The organism is Pseudoalteromonas luteoviolacea H33-S (genome assembly GCF_001625695.1).
Classification (GTDB): Bacteria; Pseudomonadota; Gammaproteobacteria; order Enterobacterales; family Alteromonadaceae; genus Pseudoalteromonas; species Pseudoalteromonas luteoviolacea_B.
Window position 1 is genome coordinate 20,362 of the sequence record NZ_AUXY01000083.1, and the last position, 21,095, is coordinate 41,456.

Here is a 21,095-nt window from a genome sequence, read left to right on the forward strand (position 1 = left end):
TGTATCTTATCGTTGGGTTACTTGTCTTGGTATCCCAACTAACTCTTCAAGTTTGGTTGCATTCTCAAATATATAGTGACAAATATATAGTAAATAGGTGATTTAAACACTATGTACTATGCTCAATGCATTGGCAACTTTGTTGGAGTGTGCATTGACTAAAACTTTCCCGCTTATTCAAGCCTCTACCTTGTGGGCTGTCACTATCGTAACGACGTCAAAGTTCGCTATTGGTAATAGATAGTGCATTTGTTTAGTAAATTTGTTCGTATTCCTATCGCGCTTAAAATTTTTGTCGTGGTGGTGTTTGGTTTACTCGCACAAGCGGCTACGCTGCAATTATTTACGCTCAAGCAAACGACCGATAACCATTTAGCGACACGTATTGATGAAGTCAGCAGTCTGTTTGTACAAGCAAAGTCAGCGATTGCATTTATGATTTCTGAAAACAGACAGGATGCAGTGGAAGAGTACTTGAGTTTAATGAAAACCCACTCGGATGTGGCCATTGCTTTGGTCTTTGACAGACAAGGTGCTGTAGAGACCACTACGCATAATCATTATCAAGGCAGCTCAATAGAACAAGTTTTACATGATTTTGAGCTCTCTGATGATTACCTGCAACAAATATTAATGTCCAAAGTGGATTTTAAGGCGTACGATGAAAAATCAAAAAGGCTCGTATTAGCAGGCACGATTGATCATTTTAATACCAATCAAACTCAGAAACACTTGTTGATATTGGCTGATTATTCAAAAGCCGCAAGGTATATCCACAATTCTACGATGCACGCATTCACCCCATTGTTCGTTATTATGTTGATCACAGCACTATTGGTTGCAGTGATTTTTCATGTCTCAATTCAAAAGCGATTACAGAAAATATTTCGTCACTTTGATACTTATAACTCTAAAGAAGGGGCAACTTTGATAGAGATAAATGGTATGGATGAGATCAGTGAATTAGCGAGAAGGAGCAATCAATTATTTCAAGACCTTGCCAGTAGCCATGCGGCCACCAAAGAGCAAAAAGACTACTTTCAAGCTTTGTTTGAAGGCATTACGGATGCCGTTGTCATTGTGGATGAAAAAGGGCAGATTTTAGATATTAACCACATTGCGCTTGCCTATTTATCTGAACAACCTGATAAATTTGCACAGTTTAATGCGCATTTTAAGTTATCTCATTCTTGCGATGAATCTCAGCTCTTGAGTTTGTCGATTGAGGCTGAACGAAACCGTGGACAGAGTAGTAAAAGCTTTTGGTTATATGAGGGAAAATGGCATGCTATTAACTTGTCAGTGACTAAGCTAAATATGAAAAAGCAGGTGCTGACATGTTATTTGGTTGCTTTTGTCGATCAGCAAAAAGAGTTTGAGTTAAACCTACAGCTACAGCTAAGTGAGCGTAAGTTTTACTCTATAATAGAAAATATTCCAGAGAGTGTGTTTTTACTGCAAGAAAACGGTGAAATAGCATATTTAAACAGCCAACTGAAACAGTTTTTATCAATAGAAAAACCGATAAAAGAAGCTGCCCACTTATTCCAGGCATGTCCTAAAAATATTGCTGAATTTATTATGCAGCGGATGGAGTCAGTCATGCGTGGTGAGAGTTATATTCGAGAAGAAGTGCACTATAAGCACAAGGGAGAAACTTTTTACAGTGCAATTACGCTTTTCCCAATTGTGAAAAGATCGGATAGTAAATATGCCATGGCCGGCGTCATCTCGGATATAACAAATCAAAAACGCACGGATCATACACTACAGCAAACCCAAAAAAGATTGGCAGGGCTTGTTAGGCATGCACCACTGGCAATTATTGAATGGGATAAATCGCTAACCATTGTATTTTGTAATCAAGCCGCATCTACGTTATTTGGCGTAGAGCAAAGTCGCTTAATTGATAGCAACTTATCTGAAGTGGTGACATCTGAATTTAATACTGAACTGGAAAATTACCTACTAAGTACTATTTCAAATGAGCAATCAGCAAAGCAGCTTATAGCCATTACAGACGCACAAGGGCAGCAAAGAGTCACTGAATGGCAAAGCTTTATGGTGTTTGATAGTCCAAACGAAGCGCCCCGTTATGCCTCTTTGGTGTCTGATATCACGATGCTTCACGAAGTGATTGAATCATTGGAGTTAAAAGAAGCTGAAAAAGATGAAGTGTTACAGTCGATGGTGGATCCTGTGATCACCATCAATGATAAAGGGCAGGTTTTAACATTTAACAAAGCGGCGGAGGCTGCATTTCAATATCACGCTGATCATGTGATCGGAAAAAATGTGAAAATGTTGATGCCCGATGAGTTTGCGATGCATCACGATACATTTATATCTAATTACATGACGACAGGGCATAAGCAAGTCATTGGTATTGGGCGACAGGTCTTTGGGCAGCGTGCCGATAGCAGTGTTTTTCCAATGCACCTATCTATCAGCGAGCTTCCTCTCATGCCAAATGGTGTAAGGCGGTTTATTGGTAACTGTGTTGATCTTACAAATATTAAAGAAAAAGAAGAGCAACTGAGGCGGTCAATGAAAATGGACGCACTCGGTAAACTGACCGGTGGAATTGCTCATGATTTTAACAACCTGATTGGTATTATGCTTGGTTACAGCGACATAATTTTAATGCAAGAGTCTTTAGATGAGGATACTCAAAGTCATGCTAAAGCGATTGTTAAAGCGGGGGAGCGGGCTACCAATTTGACGCAAAAACTGCTGAATTTCTCAAGAAAAGAAAGTGAGCTCACAGAAATATTTTGTTTGAATAATGCATTATTGGATAGCCGCGAGTTATTAGAAAAATCACTTAAAGCGGATGTTAAATTAGATTTTTCTTTGCATGAGGAATTGCCCAATGTCAGAGTTGATAAGCATGACTTTGATGACATGATATTGAATTTAGTTATAAACAGTGTGCACGCGATTGAAGAAGCAGGTAGTGTGACTGTGGCGACGTCAATACACTGGTATCAAAATGACTTTATTAGTGCCTCCCCTAGCTTACATGTGAGGTGTGATGTTGCCGATACGGGGGTGGGCATTCCAAAAGAGTACTTAGATAGTATTTTCGATCCTTTCTTTTCTACAAAAGGGGACAAGGGCACTGGCTTAGGCTTGAGTCAGGTTTATGCATTTATCCAGCGTAGTAAAGGACAAGTTGAAGTGAAAACCAGCGACCAAGGGACGCAATTCTCAATTTACTTTCCTGTAATAGACTCAGAGATAAAGCAAAGCAAAGAAGTAAACATTGCATCAAATCAGGTAAGCCATAAGCTGAGTAAGATCTTGGTTGTTGATGATGAGTTGTCACTTGCAGATGTGGTGGCGAAACTGCTGCGCCAAGCTGGGCACCAAGTCGATATTTTTGAAAGTGGCACTGAAGCGCTTCAGGCCATGGAAGTGACACACTATGATTTACTTATTTCAGATGTGCTCATGCCTGAGTTAAATGGGTTTAGTCTGGCTAAAAGAGCTGTCGCAAAATATCCAGATATTAAAATTCAAATGATAAGTGGGTATGTGGATGTTGAACAAGTAACGGACTTTAATCCAAATTTATATGAAAGCTTACTGCGAAAGCCGTTTCGCCCACAGGAGTTACTCAATAGAGTGGCACTGTTGAGCTCAAAATAGCTCAGGTTTTGTGGTGTTTAAATCGATATGCGTGTCACTTTCAGGTGCGGATATTTTTTCCATGGCAAAGTACTTGTCAGTTTGCTCAATGACACTCGTCAGGTTTGATTTAAGCAAGTCCATTTTTGGTTCAAGGGCACTGAGTTTTTTTGCTTCTTTGGCGATCAGGTTAGCAATAAAAAGTTCTTGTTCTTCGGTTAAGTCGAGAATATGAAAGCTCGATGATATTTGCTGATTTAGATCGTTCGTTACATCAAGAATTAAGCTTTTATATTCGTCAGAAATGTTTTGCAATGAGCTTATACCGCTAGAGATGTCTAACACAATTTGCTCCATCGCTTGCTGTCGACCCAAATCTAGCAGTTTAGACTCAACGCCTTCTATAATGGCGACGGAGATATCTTGTATTGCACCGCTTTCCTCAGGTGATTCAGGCATGTTTTTAATTAAAAAAGACACATGTTTTTCGTTGACAATCAAGCGTCTGCCAAAGTGGTGTAAACGGCCTTTTGTGCATAGCAGCTCAAATATATTTTGTTCAATTGGACTAATTTGTGTACCAGCTGGACCGTAAAAATGCATTTGCTCTTGCTTTATCATGATACTGCTGAGCATGCCTAGTTGCTTCATCGTCGAAAAAAACTGATTCACGACTTGCTGTAGATCATTGCATTGATTAAGCAGTTTAAAAAACTGCATGACTAGGCTGTAGTGAGACGCCTGCTGCATTGATGACATGGCAAGGGTTATTGATTCTTGCTCACTGGCTTTAAGTAGGGTCTGAGATTGAATAAATTCACTGACTTTTTGGACTTTGGTGACCAGCTCTTTCATTTGAAAAGGTTTGGCAATGAAGTCATCTGCACCCACATCAAAGGCACGCAGTCTCATATCCAAGTTGTTGTATCCAGAGACTAAAAACACCGCGCAGTGAGTTGGTGATAGTTCGGTCTTAATTTTTTCGCATGCCGCTAAGCCATCTATACCAGGCATACTGATATCCATTAAGACCACTTGAGGGGTAAAGTTGTCGAGTATGTCATAAGCTTCACTGGCTGATGCTGCCTGTTCACACACAAAGAAAGGTTTTAATGCCGCACTTATCATGTCTCTTACTGCTTGCTCATCGTCAACTATGAGCACCTTTGCTTTGTCTGTCATCGTACACCTACTCCTGCACTAAATTGTACTAGATAGTTAAACTTATTAACTCTCATCAGCATAGTGTACAACGGTATAATCTGCTAAGTATTCAGGATTGATTATTGGATTAAATATTTATGCTAGATATATAAAAGGCTGCGAGTTTTTGGTTAAAAGGTGCTTGAGGATATAAACAATTTACTGAAAGAGGAGGACGGTGGGTTGGACTGTGTAAGGGAGTGAGCACACTCATGCTCACTCAAGTTGAAGCCTAGTATTCTAATTGACCACCATTATTGATAAAAGTGGCATATTCTTGCCAAAGGTCCTCTACACCTCTTCCTAAAATCTGTTGGAAAGCGGCATCAAAAGACCAAGTATAATTTCCTAAATCTTTTGCTGCTTTATTAAATTTGTATAGGAAGTCTGGATCGTGTGTGACACGGACATAGTGTAAAAAGAACCCTGTGGTGGTGTAACCACCTAGCCATTTTTTAGGGTCGTTTACATTAGGCGTACGTGTTTTGTGAAGACCTTCTCCAATTCTGACTGCATCCGCAAGTCCTTCAGTATAAGCCCAATAAGCTTTACCATCGCCGTAATTATCATGAGTTAGCGGTGAATTGTTGTAACCGTGGGTGACTTCATGAGATAAAATACCATCAATTTCATTGCGGATTGCAGCGTCTGAATTACCGTTGTCACGGTAAATTTTCTCAAGGTGGCTCGTACTCACGACTATGGTCATTTCACCAGAACCATCTTGGCCCATCTTGTATGCAACAAACTCATTGCCCCAATGATCTTTTGCTCTAAGTTCGAATTGAAGGTTTCTGAAGCGATTGGACTCGACAGGGTCGCGGTAAAGTATTTTTGCTACATCCACGCAGCGATTTGCCATATGGCCAGCAGGATCTGAGATGATGCGTTTGAATAAAATAGCCCCTTGAGTTTGAGGGTCGACATCGACAAAGTTAACTTGTGGTTTTTTCCATTCACCTGTAGGAGGTGTGGTGGTTTCTTCCTTTATATTAATCGTGTAGCTGGTATTTGAGTAACCATATACTGAGACATATACGTCATTACCTTGTAATGTACATGATTCATTGGCATTGGGTGTGGTACTGCTACAGTCAAATAACTGTGTTGTTGGCTGAGCTGCACGTCGCATATATAAATCGGCGTCTCCATTACCCGTTGTTGTCGCAATCACTTTGCCTGCAACATTAAATGGGCCAAAATGCTGCCATTGGCCCGCGTTTAAACTATTACTTTGCGAGATAGGTAAGCTGCTCGGTGGGGTGATGTCGGCTGAAAACATTTCAATTTCAGCAAGTTGTAAAATATTTGCGCCCTTGGTTGATGAAATATCAACTTTTACATACGAAAAGCTCTGTGGATTTGCAATGCTAAACTGCTTAGTTTGATGGCGAGCACTGAAAGATTGATTGTAACGTGTATCCAGTGTTGTCCAGTTTACACCATCATTAGACCCTTGTAATTGCCAATCTTGTGGATCACGATTTGGCGCATCATTGGCTGAAGTTAGCGTGTATGAAGTTATAGCTTGAGGTTGTGCAAATTGATAACTTATCCATCCTGAAGAGGTGAAAGTCAGCCACTTGCTGTACTTGTTATCATCAAATGCTTTAATTCGGCCTTCAAAGTCACCATTTTCGCCTGATGCACGGATGGCATTTGGATTATCTGAAGTGAGGTCTGTTTGTGCAATGGCTGCGGTCGATAATAATGCGCCAAGTAAACACGCGAGTTTGGTTTTATTTAAGGCATTGTGTGTAATTAGTGATTTCATGTGTATCCAACCTTGTATCGTTCCAATAAATGATTGTGGCTTGTTCCCTTATTAATTTTGACTCAAGTGATGTTTTTTATTTTTATGAACTCATTTCATGTCAAAAATAATTGGAACGGTTTAAATGATTGGTTGTATTTTAAACTTTGTCAAAGGTTTTTTTACGGTTTTGTAACTATTCGGTATGCTAGTTGTTCAATTTAATCGAAGTTTTTGAATTGTTTTTTACGGGTTAAAGTTTACTGTTTGACTATTTTATTCATGCGCTATATATAAAAAAACACTATTTTTCAGGGCGATAAAATAGACAGTCATTTACAAGGAGAAAGGTAATTTATAAAATTGAATGAAAGAAATTAATTGTCATTTCATGAGTGTAAAGAAATGAAAATAGTGGGAGTATAAAATGAATTGGAGTATCGAACAGGGGAGCATTGATGAGGTCATTGAGATTGAAAATCAAGTGCCTGAGTTTGTAACGCCAAAAACGCGAGCATTGATAGAAGCGCGTTTAAAAAATAAAAAAACACTACTGCTTGTTGCCAAAGCAGATGGTCAGCCGGTCGCGTATAAGCTGGGCTATGCTTTGGATGAAAAACACTTTTATAGTTGGCTAGGCGCTGTTATTCCTGAGTTCAGAGAAGCTGGGATCGCACAAGCCTTGTTGAATGAACAGGAGCGATGGTGTACTTCACTGGGCTATGAAGCCATTGGTGTTAAATCAATGAATCGATTCAAGAATATGCTAATGATGCTTTTGAAAAACAATTATCAAATTGTCGCATGCCACCCACTAGAAGATGGCACGGATAGCAAAATTCATTTTTTAAAGCAGCTATAATTCATTGCTAGAGTGCTGAGGCTTTTTCGTTGGCTTTGTGATAATTTTCTTTTCAAAATAGTAATTTATCAATAGTGCGAGACAAATAATGCCACTGCCAAGTGAGAGTGATAATAAATCGGCTTGGCGGTTCCAAATGAGTAGATTTACCAACACGCCTATGGGGATAAGTACATTGTTCATAATGGCGAGAGAGCCAACAGAAACAAGCGTAGCCCCCTTATTCCATAAGAAATAACCTAGTCCTGATGCAATTAATCCGAGGTAAATGAGAATTCCCCATTGCAATTGAGTCGTTGGCAACTTTTCACTATTACCTAATATCATGTAACTTAAACCAGTAACAATAAGCGCGCCAAAAAAGAAAAAGCCAAAGCAAGTGTGTTGAGGGGGAAGTGCGTTACCCTTGGGTAGCTTTTGATATAATACCTGACCTAGTGCAAAGCAAAAATTTGCCCCTTGTACCAACAGTAAACCAGTCCAAAAGTCTTCGTTTACCTGTGCTTGGCGTATGGTTATAGCGCCCGCAGTTGCGAGCAATGCAACAAATAGATAGTGAAGATGCAGCCTTTTCTCTATCAAGTCATTGATAATGGTGATGTAAACCGGCGTCATAACGGTAAAGAGCAGGACCTCTGGCACACTTAAATATAAAAAGGAGTGATAATAAAAGCCATACATCAAACCAATTTGGATTGCGCCAATTACCATCAATTGCACCGCGACACGCGGGGTAACGCTAGACAGCCTTGTAAAAGGCAAAAATATCAGTAAGGCGATAGCAACACGACTAAAAGCCGCAAACCAAGAGTCGACTTGACCGGCGAGATAGACCCCAATCAAACTAAATGAAAAGGCCCAAAGTAGAGTGACAAAAGAAAGGTATTGCATAGTATCCGGTTTGAGTTTTTGTCTATGGTAAAAGGTCATCAGGGATAAATCGAGCGATTAGCACAAAAAGTTAAAATTTATTGAGGACCCGTTTTGCACTTAGCCATACTGGTGCTGATTCATCGATAATAACGAACTAATTAACCGTTATAATATGATTTTAATTTACTACCTAGTCGCTACAATGAAGTTGTTTTCACATTTATCCCTTTCATGATTACCCATGATGTGTTAAAGGCCACCATTTATATGGTGGCCTTTTTATTTGCATGGTGAATTTATTGACTGCGCCTTTCTACGTTTTGCACTTTTTTAAATAATAACGGGTCTTTGTTCATCATACGCTAAACTTCAAACGTGTATCCTTTGCTTAAGTGGCATCGATAATGCTGATAGAAACTACCTGTCGTCGTGAGGAACAATATATGAAGCGGTTATTTGTTATGGGGTTGATACTGTCAATTACTTATCTGTCGGGCTGTGCCTCTATGGGGTCGGGGGATAATGCCCAAAAGCGTGCGCAAATAATAAAGATGAAAAACGACACTTTGTCGCAGCTCTATAAAGAAAAGCCAGATACTCGAGCGCAGTTACGTTCAGCTGTTGGTTACGCGGTGTTCTCAAATGCCAACATTAACTTACTATTGGTGTCTGCTGGCACAGGCTATGGGGTTGTTAAAAATAGCCAAACAGGGCAATTCACATATATGAATATGGCCGAAGGCGGTGTGGGCTTAGGCCTTGGTGTTAAAGATTACCGTTTAATTTTGGTTTTTCATACTACAGAAGCGCTCAATGACTTTGTCAGTAATGGCTGGACTTTTGGTGGTAATGCTGATGCAGCTGCAAAAGCGTCAGATAAAGGAGCAGCCATTCAAGGTGAGGTCTATTACGGCGGCATGTCGGTTTATACGCTGACGCAAAGTGGCTTGGCTTTACAGGCGACTGTTAAAGGCACTCGGTTTTGGCCAGATAGCTCTTTGAATTAACATCTTGTACAAAGCGAGACTGCAAAAGTCATCTATAGCCCATTTGGCATAAACGTATTTTTTATAAGATTTCGCTTTTTGTTCTTGTGGGCTAAACAAGTATTCGCTATAAACAACGTAAGCATGTGTAAATATTTATAGAGGGTAACGTGTTTAAGGAAATTGACGACCTCAGTGATAGCTTAGTCTTGATCGTAGAGGACTCGGCATTAACGCAAAAAGTGCTTGGTGCTTGTTTGGATGGCTTATGCCGTGTAGATGCTGTAGACAGCGCTGAAGAGGCGATTAACTATTGTCTTAAATCACCCCCTGATTTGATCCTAATGGATTGGATCCTTGGCGGTATGACGGGGTTGGAAGCTTGTAAAAAAATCCAAGCGATGGATGAACTCAATGACATTCCTATCATATTTGTCACATCGAATACCAATGAAAATCAGCAAGAGTTATGTTGGGATGCGGGCGCAGTAGACTTTTTAGGCAAGCCTATTGTCGCGAGGACTCTGGTTAATCGTGTTAGAACTCACCTTAAGTATAAACGCCAAACTGATATCTTAAAGCAATACTCTTTCTTTGATGGTCTCACGGAAGTGTTTAATCGACGCTACTTTGATATGGAGTGTAAACGCTTATTTAGGCAAAACTTGCGGCAGCAACAGTGCTTAGCCGTAGTTATGCTTGATATTGACTACTTTAAGTTGTTCAACGATGAATATGGGCATTTGCAAGGGGATGATGCACTTAAAGAAGTGGCAAAAATTGCCGTTAAAATGGTAAATCGCCCTCTAGATAGCGTGTTTAGATATGGCGGTGAAGAATTCGCGGTTTTATTGCCCAATACCAGTGAGGATGGCGCTCTAAAGATAGCGCAGTCCATTGTACATGCGGTAAGAGGGCTTGAGATCCCACACGGTAAGTCAGAGTTTGACGTGGTCACCGTGAGCGCAGGTGTCGCTGTTGGCAAGTACGGTGTCTATGACAATGTTGAAGAGTTAATTCAAAAAGCAGATGAAGGCTTGTATATGGCCAAATCTAATGGCAGAGATCAGGCATTTTTATTTAATGAAAATTAAGGCGTAGAAGGTGCAATTCGCGTGATTGCACCTTCTAGATTGTGACTTTACATATTAAATAACAAGGCAGATACAGCGAGTAATCCAACGCTAAGCACGAAATAAGTACTTAATTTACCCTTGTACTTTTGCAGTGCTGGTACTTTGTAAATCGCAATGGTCGGCATAACAAAAAGGATTAACGCGATAATTGGACCTGATATTGCGCCCATCATATCTAAAATACTTGGGTTGATAACTGCACACACCCAAATAGAGATAAACATTAATACCACGCCAAGTTTGTCAGCTGTTTTATAGTTCATTGACGTCTGCTTAGTTACCAATCCATTAAAGCTCTCTCTCGCGCCTAAGAAGTGCCCTAGGAATGATGAGGTGATAGCAATGAAAGCGACGAGTGGCCCAAGTGTTTCAATGAATGGGTTGTTGTATACGTTTGCAAGATAAGATAGTACAGACACATTCGCTTCTTTCGCTTCGGCCATTTGCTCAGGTGTTAGTGAAAAAATACAAGAGAATACAAAAAGTAATACGAATGCGATGAGCATAAGTGCTGTGTTTCGCAAAATAGCTTCAGCCTTGACTGTTGCTTCTGATTTGTAGTGCCTACGCTGTGTATTGGCGAAGCTAGAAATTGCTGCAGCATGGCTGAATGAGAAGACAACAATAGGAACAGATAACCATAAAGTTTCTGTCAATGAGCCTACATCAGGTGTTGTAATAGTCGGTAATTGCCAGTTAGGTATTAAATATAAAGACAAAAATAACAAAACACCGACTAACGGGTAGACCAGAATTGCAAATGCTCTAAGTAGTAATTTTTCTCCGCCCAACATAATGGCAATCATACCCGCTACTAGCACACCAGACAGTAATACTCGTGGTAAAGACTCCATTTCTAGTTGGTTGACCATGAAGCTGTCTACAGTATTGGTCAGTCCCACACCATATATAAGTAAAATAGGGAAGATTGAGAAGAAATATAGGAGTGAAATCAAGCGACCACTGGTTGCGCCAAAGTGCTCTTCAACGACGTCGGTGAAGTCTGAATCACTCTTTTTTGAAGACAAGACAAATCGTGCAAGCCCTCTGTGTGCCAAATACGTCATGGGGAACGCAAGTACAGCCATGATCAATAGCGGCCAAAACCCACCTATACCGATATTAATAGGTAAAAATAAAATACCTGCACCAACTGCGGTACCAAAGAGGCTTAGCACCCAATTAGTGTCATGTTGGGTCCAGCCTGTATGGCTGGTGTTTACCGTGTTACCGGTATCTCCCGCTTGTGAATGACTCATACTTGTTGTCCTACGTTTTAATTTTAATCGCGCGGATGATATAGAAATTCACTTCTTGATGCATGTTTATTCGGTTTGTTTGGGTGTTTTTCATACAAAACGAGGCTTTTGCGGTTAATAAGTATTCACAATGATAAAGTTGAATCTGCATTAGTTTGGCTTTGTGTACACTTGTATTGAAGTGTTGCGTTAAGGCACAGCAGCTTATTGTGTGTCTGGTTGAGTGAGTATTGCAGTTGTCGCTTGAACAATAAATGGTGACTAGGCTTGGGGTTTTGACACTGCCGATATAAAATCTTGGTGAATATTTATTTAGAGTTCAATTCTATTTAATAAAATCAGTAAGGTAGAACTTATATGAATATTTTTTATAAATGATGATTTAATTCATAACTTTTTCTTTTTACTAGCTTGGCACCTTAATCACCTTAATGTTAAGTGATATTATATAGCTCTATTCGATGTTATCTTTTTATCACTTTGATGGTTTTATAGGCGGTTATAACTTATGGTTTATTCTTTGTTTGTTTTATCATTTATTTGGTTTTGCTTTATTCTCTTTAAAAAAACAGGTGTGTTTTTTAAGTAATTTCATATATAAGTAATTGCAGTTATATGGGTTATTAAATTAAATAGCCTAATAATTAGCCTTCTCAGACAGCGTTCATAGCTTTGGAGACCTTGAATAGTCCTTTTGATGTTTTTTCAACCTCTTTGCTAGTTGTCAATTTCCTTGTTGCAAGTTTTACACTTTTACACATTCCCTGACTGATTCCTACACCGAGTTTAACTATGATTTACCCATCAAACATGATTGGGGAAAATAATGAAAAAGCTTTTAACAATGACAATAGTAGCGCTTTTGGCTAGTGGCTGTGCACATCACAATAACGTTAGACCTGCGCAAGATGGCAAGCATTATGTTAATTTGACCGCAGAAACAAGACAAAAAGCCGGAGAAGAAGCATTAGATCAAGCTAATTATTACTGCAGTGAAAATGGTGATACTCGTGCTTACATTATCAATGAAACCATCACTTACATGGGGTCAATGCCTGAGCAAGAATATTTAAAAAATCGCAATTTGGCTGAAGCTGTTGAAGTGGCAGGTGCGGGCATGTCCATTTTAGGCGGTGGTCATGTGGATGACGTAGGTACTGCCATGTGGATTGGTGGTGGCATTGCAGAAGACTCAATGGGTGAACCATATCAAATAAACTTATCTTTTAGTTGTAAGTGATAAGAGGTTTTTTCACTGTTTACTCTTAGTTCTATTATGTGTTTTTTTGAGCAAACGTTATTAAATAAAAAGTAACGTTTGCTTCTCAACTTATTTAATATACTCATATTAAATTCAAATACCTTTATTGCAAGTTATCTAATGCATTGTTATGTTCTATCTAAATTTATGGAATATTAAATTACAAGGCCATAACAATGATTAAAATAACAGCCTTTATCAGTCTTGCTATTTTACTACAGACATATTGTGCTTCTGCAAACATAGTCGCGCCCGCAGTGTCCAAGCATGTCGATGTTGGAGGGGTTAAGCTTTATATAGTTTGCTATGGCGAGGGCACTCCGAGTATTGTCGTCAATTCAGGATTTGGTGGAGCAGGGTCTCAAGGTGGTTGGGAGGAAGTTATCCGGCACATGAGCCCGTCAAACCAAATTTGCCTTTATGACCGCGCAAATTTAGGGAAAAGTGAGCCCTTTTCTGGCCATTATGACGTTGGAGTCATGGCTAAGCAATTAGGAATATTGCTCAAAAAAGCGCAGGTTCAAGCGCCACACATACTAGTTGGGCACTCTTATGGTTCCTATCCGATAAAATTATTTAACCACGCATTTCCAGAGCGTGTTGCGGCGATTTTACTGGTTGACCCGACTCAATACGGCATGTTCAATAATGCCATTGCTAAATGGGCACCAGAGCAAGACACTTATTCAGCCAGCTTTACTCAGCGCATGCAGGACGAGCTATCAGGGTGGCATAACCCAGATCAAAACCCAGAAAAAGTTGATTTGAAGGCCAGCGCTCAGTTAATAAAAGACAGTAGGGATTTTGGTGATACGCCGTATGTTTTACTGTGGTCTAAAAATGGTGTTTGGCGTGGTGGAGATGCCCCTGTTGACTGGCACCCAAAAGCTTGGCAAAGAATGAAGACAATGTACGCTGAGGCGATTGATAAGATGCATAGTTTGTCTTCGGATAAAAAAATTGTTTTTGCAAATACGCCACAGCACAACATTTTTCAATATGAACCGGAGTCAGTTGTTAAGGAGCTTCGATACTTACTTGATAAATTAAACCAAGCGCCTGAAAAAAACTGAACGTGCATTTAAACCTTTCTGTTATCTCTGGTCGTCAAAGTTTTTAAATAGAAAAAACAAGGACAACAAGATGAAAGCTTTAATGATGGCGGCTCTAGCAATATCTTCATTTTATGTTTCTGCAACTGCGTATTACTCCTCGGATTACAAATTTGTGAAAACAACCTCTTTAAGCTTACCTGCAAGCGAACTGGCACAGCTAAAAATTGATGCAGGGGCGGGTAGTTTGAAGTTGATTGGAGAACAGACAGATAAGATTAGTGTCACTGCTGAGATATATCAGCTAAGTGATGGAGGCGAGTATTGTTTAGATTTGACTGAGCAAGATAACAAAGCCTTGCTTAAAGCAAATGTTTGCCACCACAGGGAAAACGATACCTTGGTACACCTTTCAATCACTGTACCTCAAAACCTTGTGACTCATATTAAGGACGGCTCTGGGTCAATGAATGTCTCACATGCAAGTATTCAGCGCATAGATGATGGATCAGGCTCTATTATAATAAAGGACAACCTAATTTCGCTTGAGATAGATGATAATTCTGGCGGTATTGAGGTCTTGAGTGTGCAAGGTGAACTAGATATTGAGGATGGATCTGGAAAAATTCTTGTTGAGGACATCAAAGGCAATGTTCGGATAGAAGATGGATCTGGTAAGGTCGTTGTTGAAAATGTCACTGGAAAAGTCTCAGTCGATGATGGCTCAGGAAGTATCTCAGTGCGCAATGCGCAATCATTTGAATTAATAGATGACGGTTCTGGCAAGGTTAACTTGAGCAATATCCGCGACCAGCAAAATTAAGTCTTTGTAAACAACGCCGCAGACGAGATACTGCGGCGTTTTGTATTGCTACTTCTCTAGACCAAAAGGGTCATCAATACTATGACTTGGTTCCGTAAACCATTTAGGGCCTGACTCGGTGATGTAAAAATGATCCTCAAGGCGAATACCAAATTGGTCGGGAACAACCAGCATGGGTTCATTAGAAAAACACATACCTGGCGCAAGTGGTTGCGGGTTGTCTTTGACCAAATAAGGCAACTCATGGATATCTAGGCCGATCCCATGCCCTGTTCTATGTGGACAACCGGGCAGTTGATAATCTGGCCCCAAGTTTTGTTCAGCCAAGTAGGTTCTTGCAGCATAGTCTACATCACCACAGCTCGCGCCAATGTGCGCTGCATTGAAAGCGTGCAACTGAGCTTGCTTTTCATGGGCCCATATTGCGCGTTGATAATCTGTTGCTTCACCAAAGACATAAGTGCGGGTAATGTCACTTAGATAGCCATGTAACTTACAGCCTGTGTCTATCAATACAACATCGCCTTTTTTAAGTGTTTGGGGCGTCTTTACACCATGCGGAAATGATGTCGCTTTGCCAAATAACACAATACAGAAGTAATTGCCTGTAGCACCAACCTTTTTATGTGCTTGCTCTATAAATGCTTCCACTTCAGTGGTGGTGATACCTTCATGCAGTATGGAGGCAGCTGCTTTTTGCACAGCCAAGGTCATATCCATTGCGCGTTGAATTAAGGCAAGCTCATTGTCTGACTTATGCATGCGGCAATGGCCTGTAACACATTGCCCATTCATGATTTTTAAAGATGAGTTTGCTTTTTGAATGCCGTCGACAGTAAAAAAGGCCGTACTTTCATCGATTGCTAAGGTCGCAGAGTCTGGTAAGCCCAGTTCGGTTAACGCCTGTCCAAGTAACCGATATGGTGATTGCTCTTCTTGCCAAGCATATACTTTACCTTGGATGATTTGGTAATCACTGATGGTGCCTAATTCAAAAAATGGTGCAATGAAACATACATCGCCTTGAGCCGGAAGTATTGCACCAACAAGTCGCTCACTGGCCGACCAGCTTAAACCCGTAAAATACTTTAAGTTTGTGCCTGCATTTAGGTATAACGCATCAATATTCTGCGCGAGCATGAATGCTTGTGCTTTTTCCATCCTCTCACGATATTCATCTGCAGCAATGGGCTGTGCATCTTGGGTCATGTCTGTGAGGTTGGCAAGAGCCGCTTGTTTGGTTTGAAAACCGATACCTATCATAACTGTATCCTATTTTGTTTTATCAAGCATTACTGAAAACGCGCAATACTGTAGGGGGTAATATCAAATACTGTTGGCTGGTTTGCAACTAAGTTTGCGATGAGTTCACTGGTGATCGCGGCCTGTGTTAAACCCAAATGTTGATGGCCTAGTGCAAATAAAATATTGGGGTGCGTTGGCGCCTGGCCTATCACAGGTAATGAGTCGGGTAGTGAAGGTCTTGGGCCCATCCAGTACTCGCCTTGCTCTATATGGTTGAACTTTTTCAGCAGCGCTTGAGCGTGGGTAAGTAAAGATGCTGCTCGTGCATAAAATGGCGGTCTGTGTAAGCCTGCAAATTCCACAGTGCCAGATAACCTGAGGCCTGCTTGCATCGGTGTCATAATGAATTGTCGATCTGCAGAGGCAACGGGCCGACTGAGTGCATGGTTACTAAGCATATTATGATAACCCCGCTCGGCTTCTATCGGTAGCTTATAGCCTAATTGCTGGCAAAGTTGTTTGCTCCATGCACCAGCACAGATAATGACCTTGCTAAAGCGTTTTGATTTTCCAAGTGAGTTGATGACACTCGCGTTATGTTCATGTTGCGCGACTTCTGCGACAGATTGCTGTACAAACTGACCACCTAAGTGAATAAACTCTTTATATATGTGCATTGATAGCTTTAATGGATCTGGCGTGTGTCCTACCTCTGTGAAGAGTAGGGCATAGCGTACTTTGTCACTTATTTGGGGCTCTAACGCTGCGATAGCGGGTTTATCTAGCAGTTCAACTTTAACCCCGTTTGAGTGATAAGCGTGCTGGATCTTTTTTATCGCATCTAAATCGTAATTTTCAAAGGTGAGCAAACTGCCTTTACAGATGATATGTGCATTAAAATTATTTCCTAAAAGGCGTTTGTATGCGTCAAGAGCTGCTTGGTTAAGGGCTTTTAATGCCTGTGTATGACGTTTGTAACGCGGTGTTGGCATATTTGCGCAAAACCGAGCAAACCATGGCAAAGCTTGCAATAGATATCGCCAGTCAATTCTTAAAGGACTTAGCTTGTCGAGTAGCATACTAGGCAACTTTTTAAGTAGAGCGCGGTCGGCCAGTGGGAAAACTTGCTCAGTCGCAAAGTGACCAGCGTTTCCTTTTGAACATTGAGTGCCGATCCCTTTGGGATCAAACAGGGTCACTTGGTAGCCCAGCTGTTGTAGTTGCAGGGCATTACACAAACCTACGATACCTGCGCCTACGACTGCAATAGTTAAATCTTTCTTCATATTCTTTTCTCTATTTGCGATTGCATTTCTTTGATTTTTATCGGCTTAGTTTGGTTTTAAATGCTTTTTTATATTACTAATCAAGGTTTTACGTATTTTTCTTAGCGTTGATGAGAACCCATTTATACTTTTAAAAAATTGCATATTGATTATTGTATACAATATACCTATAGTAAAAAAAAGCAACAAACATAACAGAGGAAAAACAATGATCGTAGATTGGCAAGGGGTGTATCCCGCAGTAACCACACAGTTTAATGAAGATGAGTCAATTAACTTTGAAACAACCAAGGCCATGATCAACTCACTGATTGAAGAGGGGGTACATGGCATTATTGTGCTTGGGACTGTCGGTGAAAATTGCGCATTACGTGCAGAGGAAAAGCGACAAGTTTTAAGTGCAGCGAAAGAGGTTGTGGCCGGTAGAGTGCCTTTACTTGCCGGCGTGGCTGAGACCACCACCGCATTGGCAGTTGAGTTTGTTCAAGACGCCGAGCAATTAGGTGCTGAAGGTTTTATGGTGCTACCTGGGATGGTTTATCGCTCTACAGAGCGTGAAGCAATTTATCATTATCAACAGGTTGCTCGAGCAACTTCCTTACCTATTATGATTTATAACAACCCAATTACGTATGGCGTCGATGTATCAATTGAAGGCATGCGCACGTTAGCGACAGAGCCAAATATTGTCTCAGTTAAAGAAGCCACAGAAGATACACGCAGAATCAGTGAATTAATCTCTGCATTTGGTGAGCGGTTCGTTATTTTTGGTGGCGTGGATGATGTTGCCCTAGAAAGTTTAATGTTGGGTGCAACTGGCTGGATCTCCGGTTTAACAAATGTGTTTCCCCGCGAGTCAGTGGCAATTTATAAGTTGGCGCAACAAGGTAGGTTTGCTGAGGCCACCGAAATCTGGCGCTGGTTTTTACCGTTACTCCGCTTAGATACAGTGCCAACCTTAGTTCAGTGTATTAAATATGCTGAACAACTTGCTGGGCGTGGGAGTGAAAAGACGCGTTCACCACGTTTGAGTTTGACTGACAGTGAAAAAGCGTACGTGAGTCGATTATATGATGAAGCGATGACCAATCGTATCGACCTCACTAAATACAATCTTGATTAAGGATGATTGCAATGAACAGGGGTACATTTTTTTGTATTGATGGCCACACCTGTGGCAACCCTGTGCGCCTTGTTACCAGTGGCCACCCAAACCTTCGGGGGGCCACAATGGCAGATAAAAGGCAGCACTTTTTATCCGAGTTTGATTGGATCAGAACCGCTTTGATGTTTGAGCCCAGAGGGCACGATATGATGTCTGGTGCTTTTTTATATCCTCCTTGCAGCGATGATGGTGATATCAGCATTTTGTTTATTGAAACTTCTGGGTGCTTGCCTATGTGTGGACACGGCACGATAGGCACGGTCACTTTTGCGTTGGAGCACGGCTTGCTGACACCGAAAGAGCCTGGGCTGGTCAAAATTGATACGCCTGCTGGTCGAGTCGATGCCAGATATGAACTGCATCAAGGCAAGGTGAAATCGGTGCAGTTGATCAATGTGCCGGCTTTTGTTGCTCATACTAATGTGCAAGTGGATATCGAGGAACTTGGCATGCTGACAGTCGACATTGCTTATGGCGGTAACTTTTACATTATTGTAGAGCCTCAGGGTAAGTTTAAAGGAATAGAGCATACCGATGCTGATACGTTAATTAGGCTTGCTCGAGATATACGAGACGCAGTTAACGAACAAGTTGATTGTATTCACCCCGAGAACCCAAATGTTTTTGGTGCCACACATGTACTTTGGACAGGTAATTCGAAAAGTCCAAAAGCACATGCCGCCAATGCGGTTTTTTATGGAGACAAAGCCATCGATCGCTCCCCTTGTGGGACGGGCACAAGCGCACGTATGGCGCAGTTATTCAGTAAAGGGCAATTGGAGCTTCAAAAGGACTTTATTCACGAGAGCTATATAGGTAGTCAATTTATTGGTCGTGTAGAGGCGGTGACAGAAGTTGCTGGCAAAGCGGCAATCCGGCCAAGCATTCAAGGTTGGGCTGTGAGCACGGGTACCAATTGTATTACCGTGGATGACGATGATCCTTATGCATTCGGATTCCAAGTGATATAGCAACGCAATTCATATTAATAAACACAGGAGGTCATGATGGTATTTAGCGGATTGAGCTATATTGCAGGGGATTGGCAAAAGGGTTCGAGCAATGAGGTTTTTAAGGGGTTCTGCCCCGGAACAAATGAGTACTTACCGGCAGCATTTTATGAATCATGTGAGCAGCTTGTGCATCAAGCGGTAGTGTCCGCAGAAGCTGCATTTAAGCCATATCGAGCTATCTCCAATGCACAGCGCGGTGAGTTTTTAAATACAATTGCAGATGAGATTCTGGCATTGGGTGATGAACTTATCGAAGCCACCATGTTAGAAACAAATTTGCCTAGACAGCGGCTTGAAGGAGAGCGGGGACGTACAGTTAATCAGTTACGAGCGTTTGCTGAGGTGTTAAACCAAGATCTGAACCCACTGCATTTGAGCGTCAGTGAGGAGGCAGATGACAACAGGTTGCCTGTTGCCAAACCTCAAACTAGGCTAACCCATATTCCGATTGGCGTGGTTGCGGTATTTGGTGCATCAAATTTTCCTTATGCGTTTTCAACATTGGGCGGCGACACAGCAGCGGCGCTTGCGGCAGGTTGTCCTGTTGTTGTTAAAGCACATCCTGCGCATCCCGCAACCAATGAGCTGATGACGCGAGCCATTGATCGAGCAATTAAGCAATGCGGTATGCCAAGTGGACTATTCTCAATGCTGCAAGGGAGTCAACATTCACTCTCACATCAACTTGTGAGTGAGCCTCACGTCAAAGCTGTCGGCTTTACTGGATCGCTGGGTGCAGCCAGTGCTTTGCTAGACACAATCAATCAAAGAGTTGAGAAGATCCCTTTTTACGGTGAGCTTGGTAGCGTAAATCCACAAATTGTATTAAAGCAATATGCAGTTCAGCAAGGTGCTGTATTGGCAAAGCAATTGGTCAATTCAATGGCCATGGGTCACGGTCAGTTCTGTACAAGCCCTGGTGTGTGGTTGGTGCCGGATGACGCGCATCATTTTGAACAAGCCGCGACGGATGCTGTTAAGTCGAGTCCGTCAGACACCTTATTAACGCCGGGTATTCAAAAGGCATTTAAGCAAGCGACGGCATATTTAGAAGCGCACCCTGATGTTACCTTGTTAGCAAAAGGCCTTAAAAGTAAGAATTATCATGCTTGTGTGCAGTTATATGCCTGTGCCGCGAGAGACTTCATTGACGATACTCAGCTTCAAGAAGAAGTATTTGGTCCTTGTGCCATGTTAGTGAGATATCGCAATGATGAAGAACTCGAGCAGGTCGTAGATGTGCTTGCAGGTCAATTGACCGCCAGTGTCTATGGTGAGGCGAGCGAATTACAGCAAAAAAGCCACTTGATTGACGCGCTGAGCTACAAGGTTGGGCGAATTATTTACAACCAAGCTCCAACAGGGGTTGAAGTGTGTATGTCGATGAATCATGGAGGTCCATTTCCATCATCTACAGATGTGAAAAGTACGTCTGTAGGTACAAGGGCACTACTGAGGTTTTTAAGACCGCTCTGTGTACAAGGGCAAATACTTTAGGTAACTAGGTATCAAGCTCTGTATCGTTATGGGCTTGATACTTATCAGACA

General features: G+C 41.3%; 16 protein-coding genes. 10 read left to right on the forward strand and 6 right to left on the reverse strand.

The features are described 5' to 3' along the window. The first annotated feature begins 249 nt into the window (after positions 1-249). On the forward strand, positions 250-3,651 hold the full coding sequence (locus tag N477_RS16215; RefSeq protein WP_155731928.1) for a PAS domain S-box protein: 3,402 nt from the start codon (positions 250-252) through the stop codon (positions 3,649-3,651). Here N477_RS16215 and N477_RS16220 read toward each other — a convergent pair. Both N477_RS16220 and N477_RS16225 read right to left on the reverse strand, forming a co-directional pair. After that, positions 3,643-4,812 carry a response regulator gene (locus tag N477_RS16220; protein ID WP_063362666.1) on the reverse strand — a complete coding sequence of 390 codons (1,170 nt, stop codon included), beginning with the start codon at positions 4,810-4,812 and terminating at the stop codon, positions 3,643-3,645. The two genes, N477_RS16215 and N477_RS16220, sit on opposite strands and share 9 nt — an antisense overlap. A 253-nt stretch (positions 4,813-5,065) precedes the next feature. Beyond that, complete coding sequence (locus tag N477_RS16225; RefSeq protein ID WP_063362665.1) at positions 5,066-6,607, reverse strand: basic secretory protein-like protein; 1,542 nt, start codon at positions 6,605-6,607, stop codon at positions 5,066-5,068. Positions 6,608-7,013: 406 nt separating this feature from the next. Here N477_RS16225 and N477_RS16230 point away from each other — a divergent pair, with 406 nt between their 5' ends. After that, the gene (locus N477_RS16230) at positions 7,014-7,448 is read left to right on the forward strand and encodes a GNAT family N-acetyltransferase (RefSeq protein WP_063362664.1); all 435 of its coding nucleotides are present in this window, start codon (positions 7,014-7,016) and stop codon (positions 7,446-7,448) included. On the opposite strand, the gene N477_RS16235 is transcribed toward N477_RS16230, so the two are convergent. After that, complete coding sequence (locus tag N477_RS16235; RefSeq protein WP_063362663.1) at positions 7,443-8,339, reverse strand: DMT family transporter; 897 nt, start codon at positions 8,337-8,339, stop codon at positions 7,443-7,445. The genes N477_RS16230 and N477_RS16235 overlap by 6 nt on opposite strands. 425 nt (positions 8,340-8,764) lie before the next feature. On the opposite strand from N477_RS16235, the gene N477_RS16240 reads away from it, so the two are divergent. Together N477_RS16240 and N477_RS16245 are read left to right on the forward strand one after the other, a co-directional pair. Further along, entirely contained in the window at positions 8,765-9,328 is a 564-nt protein-coding gene (locus tag N477_RS16240; RefSeq protein WP_063362662.1) for a YSC84-related protein, read from the forward strand. 149 nt (positions 9,329-9,477) lie between these two features. Continuing rightward, entirely contained in the window at positions 9,478-10,401 is a 924-nt protein-coding gene (locus N477_RS16245) for a diguanylate cyclase (protein WP_063362661.1), read from the forward strand. A 47-nt stretch (positions 10,402-10,448) separates the two neighbouring features. Here the strand turns inward: N477_RS16245 and N477_RS16250 are convergent, their stop codons facing one another. After that, positions 10,449-11,702 carry an aromatic amino acid transport family protein gene (locus tag N477_RS16250; protein WP_063362660.1) on the reverse strand — a complete coding sequence of 418 codons (1,254 nt, stop codon included), beginning with the start codon at positions 11,700-11,702 and terminating at the stop codon, positions 10,449-10,451. A gap of 826 nt (positions 11,703-12,528) precedes the next feature. On the opposite strand from N477_RS16250, the gene N477_RS16255 reads away from it, so the two are divergent. From N477_RS16255 to N477_RS16265, 3 genes are all read left to right on the forward strand, one after another. Next, positions 12,529-12,942 carry a hypothetical protein gene (locus N477_RS16255; protein ID WP_063362659.1) on the forward strand — a complete coding sequence of 138 codons (414 nt, stop codon included), beginning with the start codon at positions 12,529-12,531 and terminating at the stop codon, positions 12,940-12,942. A 197-nt stretch (positions 12,943-13,139) separates the two neighbouring features. After that, positions 13,140-14,036 (forward strand): alpha/beta fold hydrolase, encoded by an 897-nt coding sequence (locus N477_RS16260; RefSeq protein WP_063362658.1) that lies wholly within the window; start codon positions 13,140-13,142, stop codon positions 14,034-14,036. 70 nt (positions 14,037-14,106) lie between these two features. Beyond that, on the forward strand, positions 14,107-14,838 hold the full coding sequence (locus N477_RS16265) for a hypothetical protein (RefSeq protein WP_063362657.1): 732 nt from the start codon (positions 14,107-14,109) through the stop codon (positions 14,836-14,838). 48 nt (positions 14,839-14,886) lie between these two features. On the opposite strand, the gene N477_RS16270 is transcribed toward N477_RS16265, so the two are convergent. Beyond that, complete coding sequence (locus N477_RS16270; protein WP_063362656.1) at positions 14,887-16,101, reverse strand: M24 family metallopeptidase; 1,215 nt, start codon at positions 16,099-16,101, stop codon at positions 14,887-14,889. Positions 16,102-16,130: 29 nt separating this feature from the next. Next, a complete protein-coding gene (locus tag N477_RS16275) occupies positions 16,131-17,369 on the reverse strand; it encodes an NAD(P)/FAD-dependent oxidoreductase (protein WP_063362655.1) in 1,239 nt (412 codons plus the stop codon). Positions 17,370-17,577: 208 nt separating this feature from the next. Here N477_RS16275 and N477_RS16280 point away from each other — a divergent pair, with 208 nt between their 5' ends. Genes N477_RS16280 through N477_RS16290 form a run of 3 tightly spaced genes read left to right on the forward strand, consistent with a single transcriptional unit; the run spans position 17,578 to position 21,044 of the window. Continuing rightward, positions 17,578-18,492, forward strand: coding sequence for a dihydrodipicolinate synthase family protein (locus N477_RS16280; RefSeq protein WP_063362654.1), 915 nt, complete (start codon positions 17,578-17,580; stop codon positions 18,490-18,492). An 11-nt stretch (positions 18,493-18,503) separates the two neighbouring features. After that, on the forward strand, positions 18,504-19,505 hold the full coding sequence (locus tag N477_RS16285) for a 4-hydroxyproline epimerase (RefSeq protein WP_063362653.1): 1,002 nt from the start codon (positions 18,504-18,506) through the stop codon (positions 19,503-19,505). Positions 19,506-19,538: 33 nt separating this feature from the next. Beyond that, entirely contained in the window at positions 19,539-21,044 is a 1,506-nt protein-coding gene (locus N477_RS16290) for an aldehyde dehydrogenase (NADP(+)) (protein WP_331245845.1), read from the forward strand. Positions 21,045-21,095 lie beyond the last annotated feature (51 nt).

Excerpts from the sequence above, each read along its gene's own strand:
- N477_RS16220 (WP_063362666.1), bottom strand. The coding sequence starts at position 4,812 with ATGACAGACAAAGCAAAGGTGCTCATAGTTGACGATGAGCAAGCAGTA.
- N477_RS16225 (WP_063362665.1), bottom strand. The coding sequence starts at position 6,607 with ATGAAATCACTAATTACACACAATGCCTTAAATAAAACCAAACTCGCG.
- N477_RS16230 (WP_063362664.1), top strand. The coding sequence starts at position 7,014 with ATGAATTGGAGTATCGAACAGGGGAGCATTGATGAGGTCATTGAGATT.
- N477_RS16235 (WP_063362663.1), bottom strand. The coding sequence starts at position 8,339 with ATGCAATACCTTTCTTTTGTCACTCTACTTTGGGCCTTTTCATTTAGT.
- N477_RS16240 (WP_063362662.1), top strand. The coding sequence starts at position 8,765 with ATGAAGCGGTTATTTGTTATGGGGTTGATACTGTCAATTACTTATCTG.
- N477_RS16250 (WP_063362660.1), bottom strand. The coding sequence starts at position 11,702 with ATGAGTCATTCACAAGCGGGAGATACCGGTAACACGGTAAACACCAGC.
- N477_RS16255 (WP_063362659.1), top strand. The coding sequence starts at position 12,529 with ATGAAAAAGCTTTTAACAATGACAATAGTAGCGCTTTTGGCTAGTGGC.
- N477_RS16260 (WP_063362658.1), top strand. The coding sequence starts at position 13,140 with ATGATTAAAATAACAGCCTTTATCAGTCTTGCTATTTTACTACAGACA.
- N477_RS16265 (WP_063362657.1), top strand. The coding sequence starts at position 14,107 with ATGAAAGCTTTAATGATGGCGGCTCTAGCAATATCTTCATTTTATGTT.
- N477_RS16270 (WP_063362656.1), bottom strand. The coding sequence starts at position 16,101 with ATGATAGGTATCGGTTTTCAAACCAAACAAGCGGCTCTTGCCAACCTC.
- N477_RS16275 (WP_063362655.1), bottom strand. The coding sequence starts at position 17,369 with ATGAAGAAAGATTTAACTATTGCAGTCGTAGGCGCAGGTATCGTAGGT.
- N477_RS16280 (WP_063362654.1), top strand. The coding sequence starts at position 17,578 with ATGATCGTAGATTGGCAAGGGGTGTATCCCGCAGTAACCACACAGTTT.
- N477_RS16285 (WP_063362653.1), top strand. The coding sequence starts at position 18,504 with ATGAACAGGGGTACATTTTTTTGTATTGATGGCCACACCTGTGGCAAC.
- N477_RS16290 (WP_331245845.1), top strand. The coding sequence starts at position 19,539 with ATGATGGTATTTAGCGGATTGAGCTATATTGCAGGGGATTGGCAAAAG.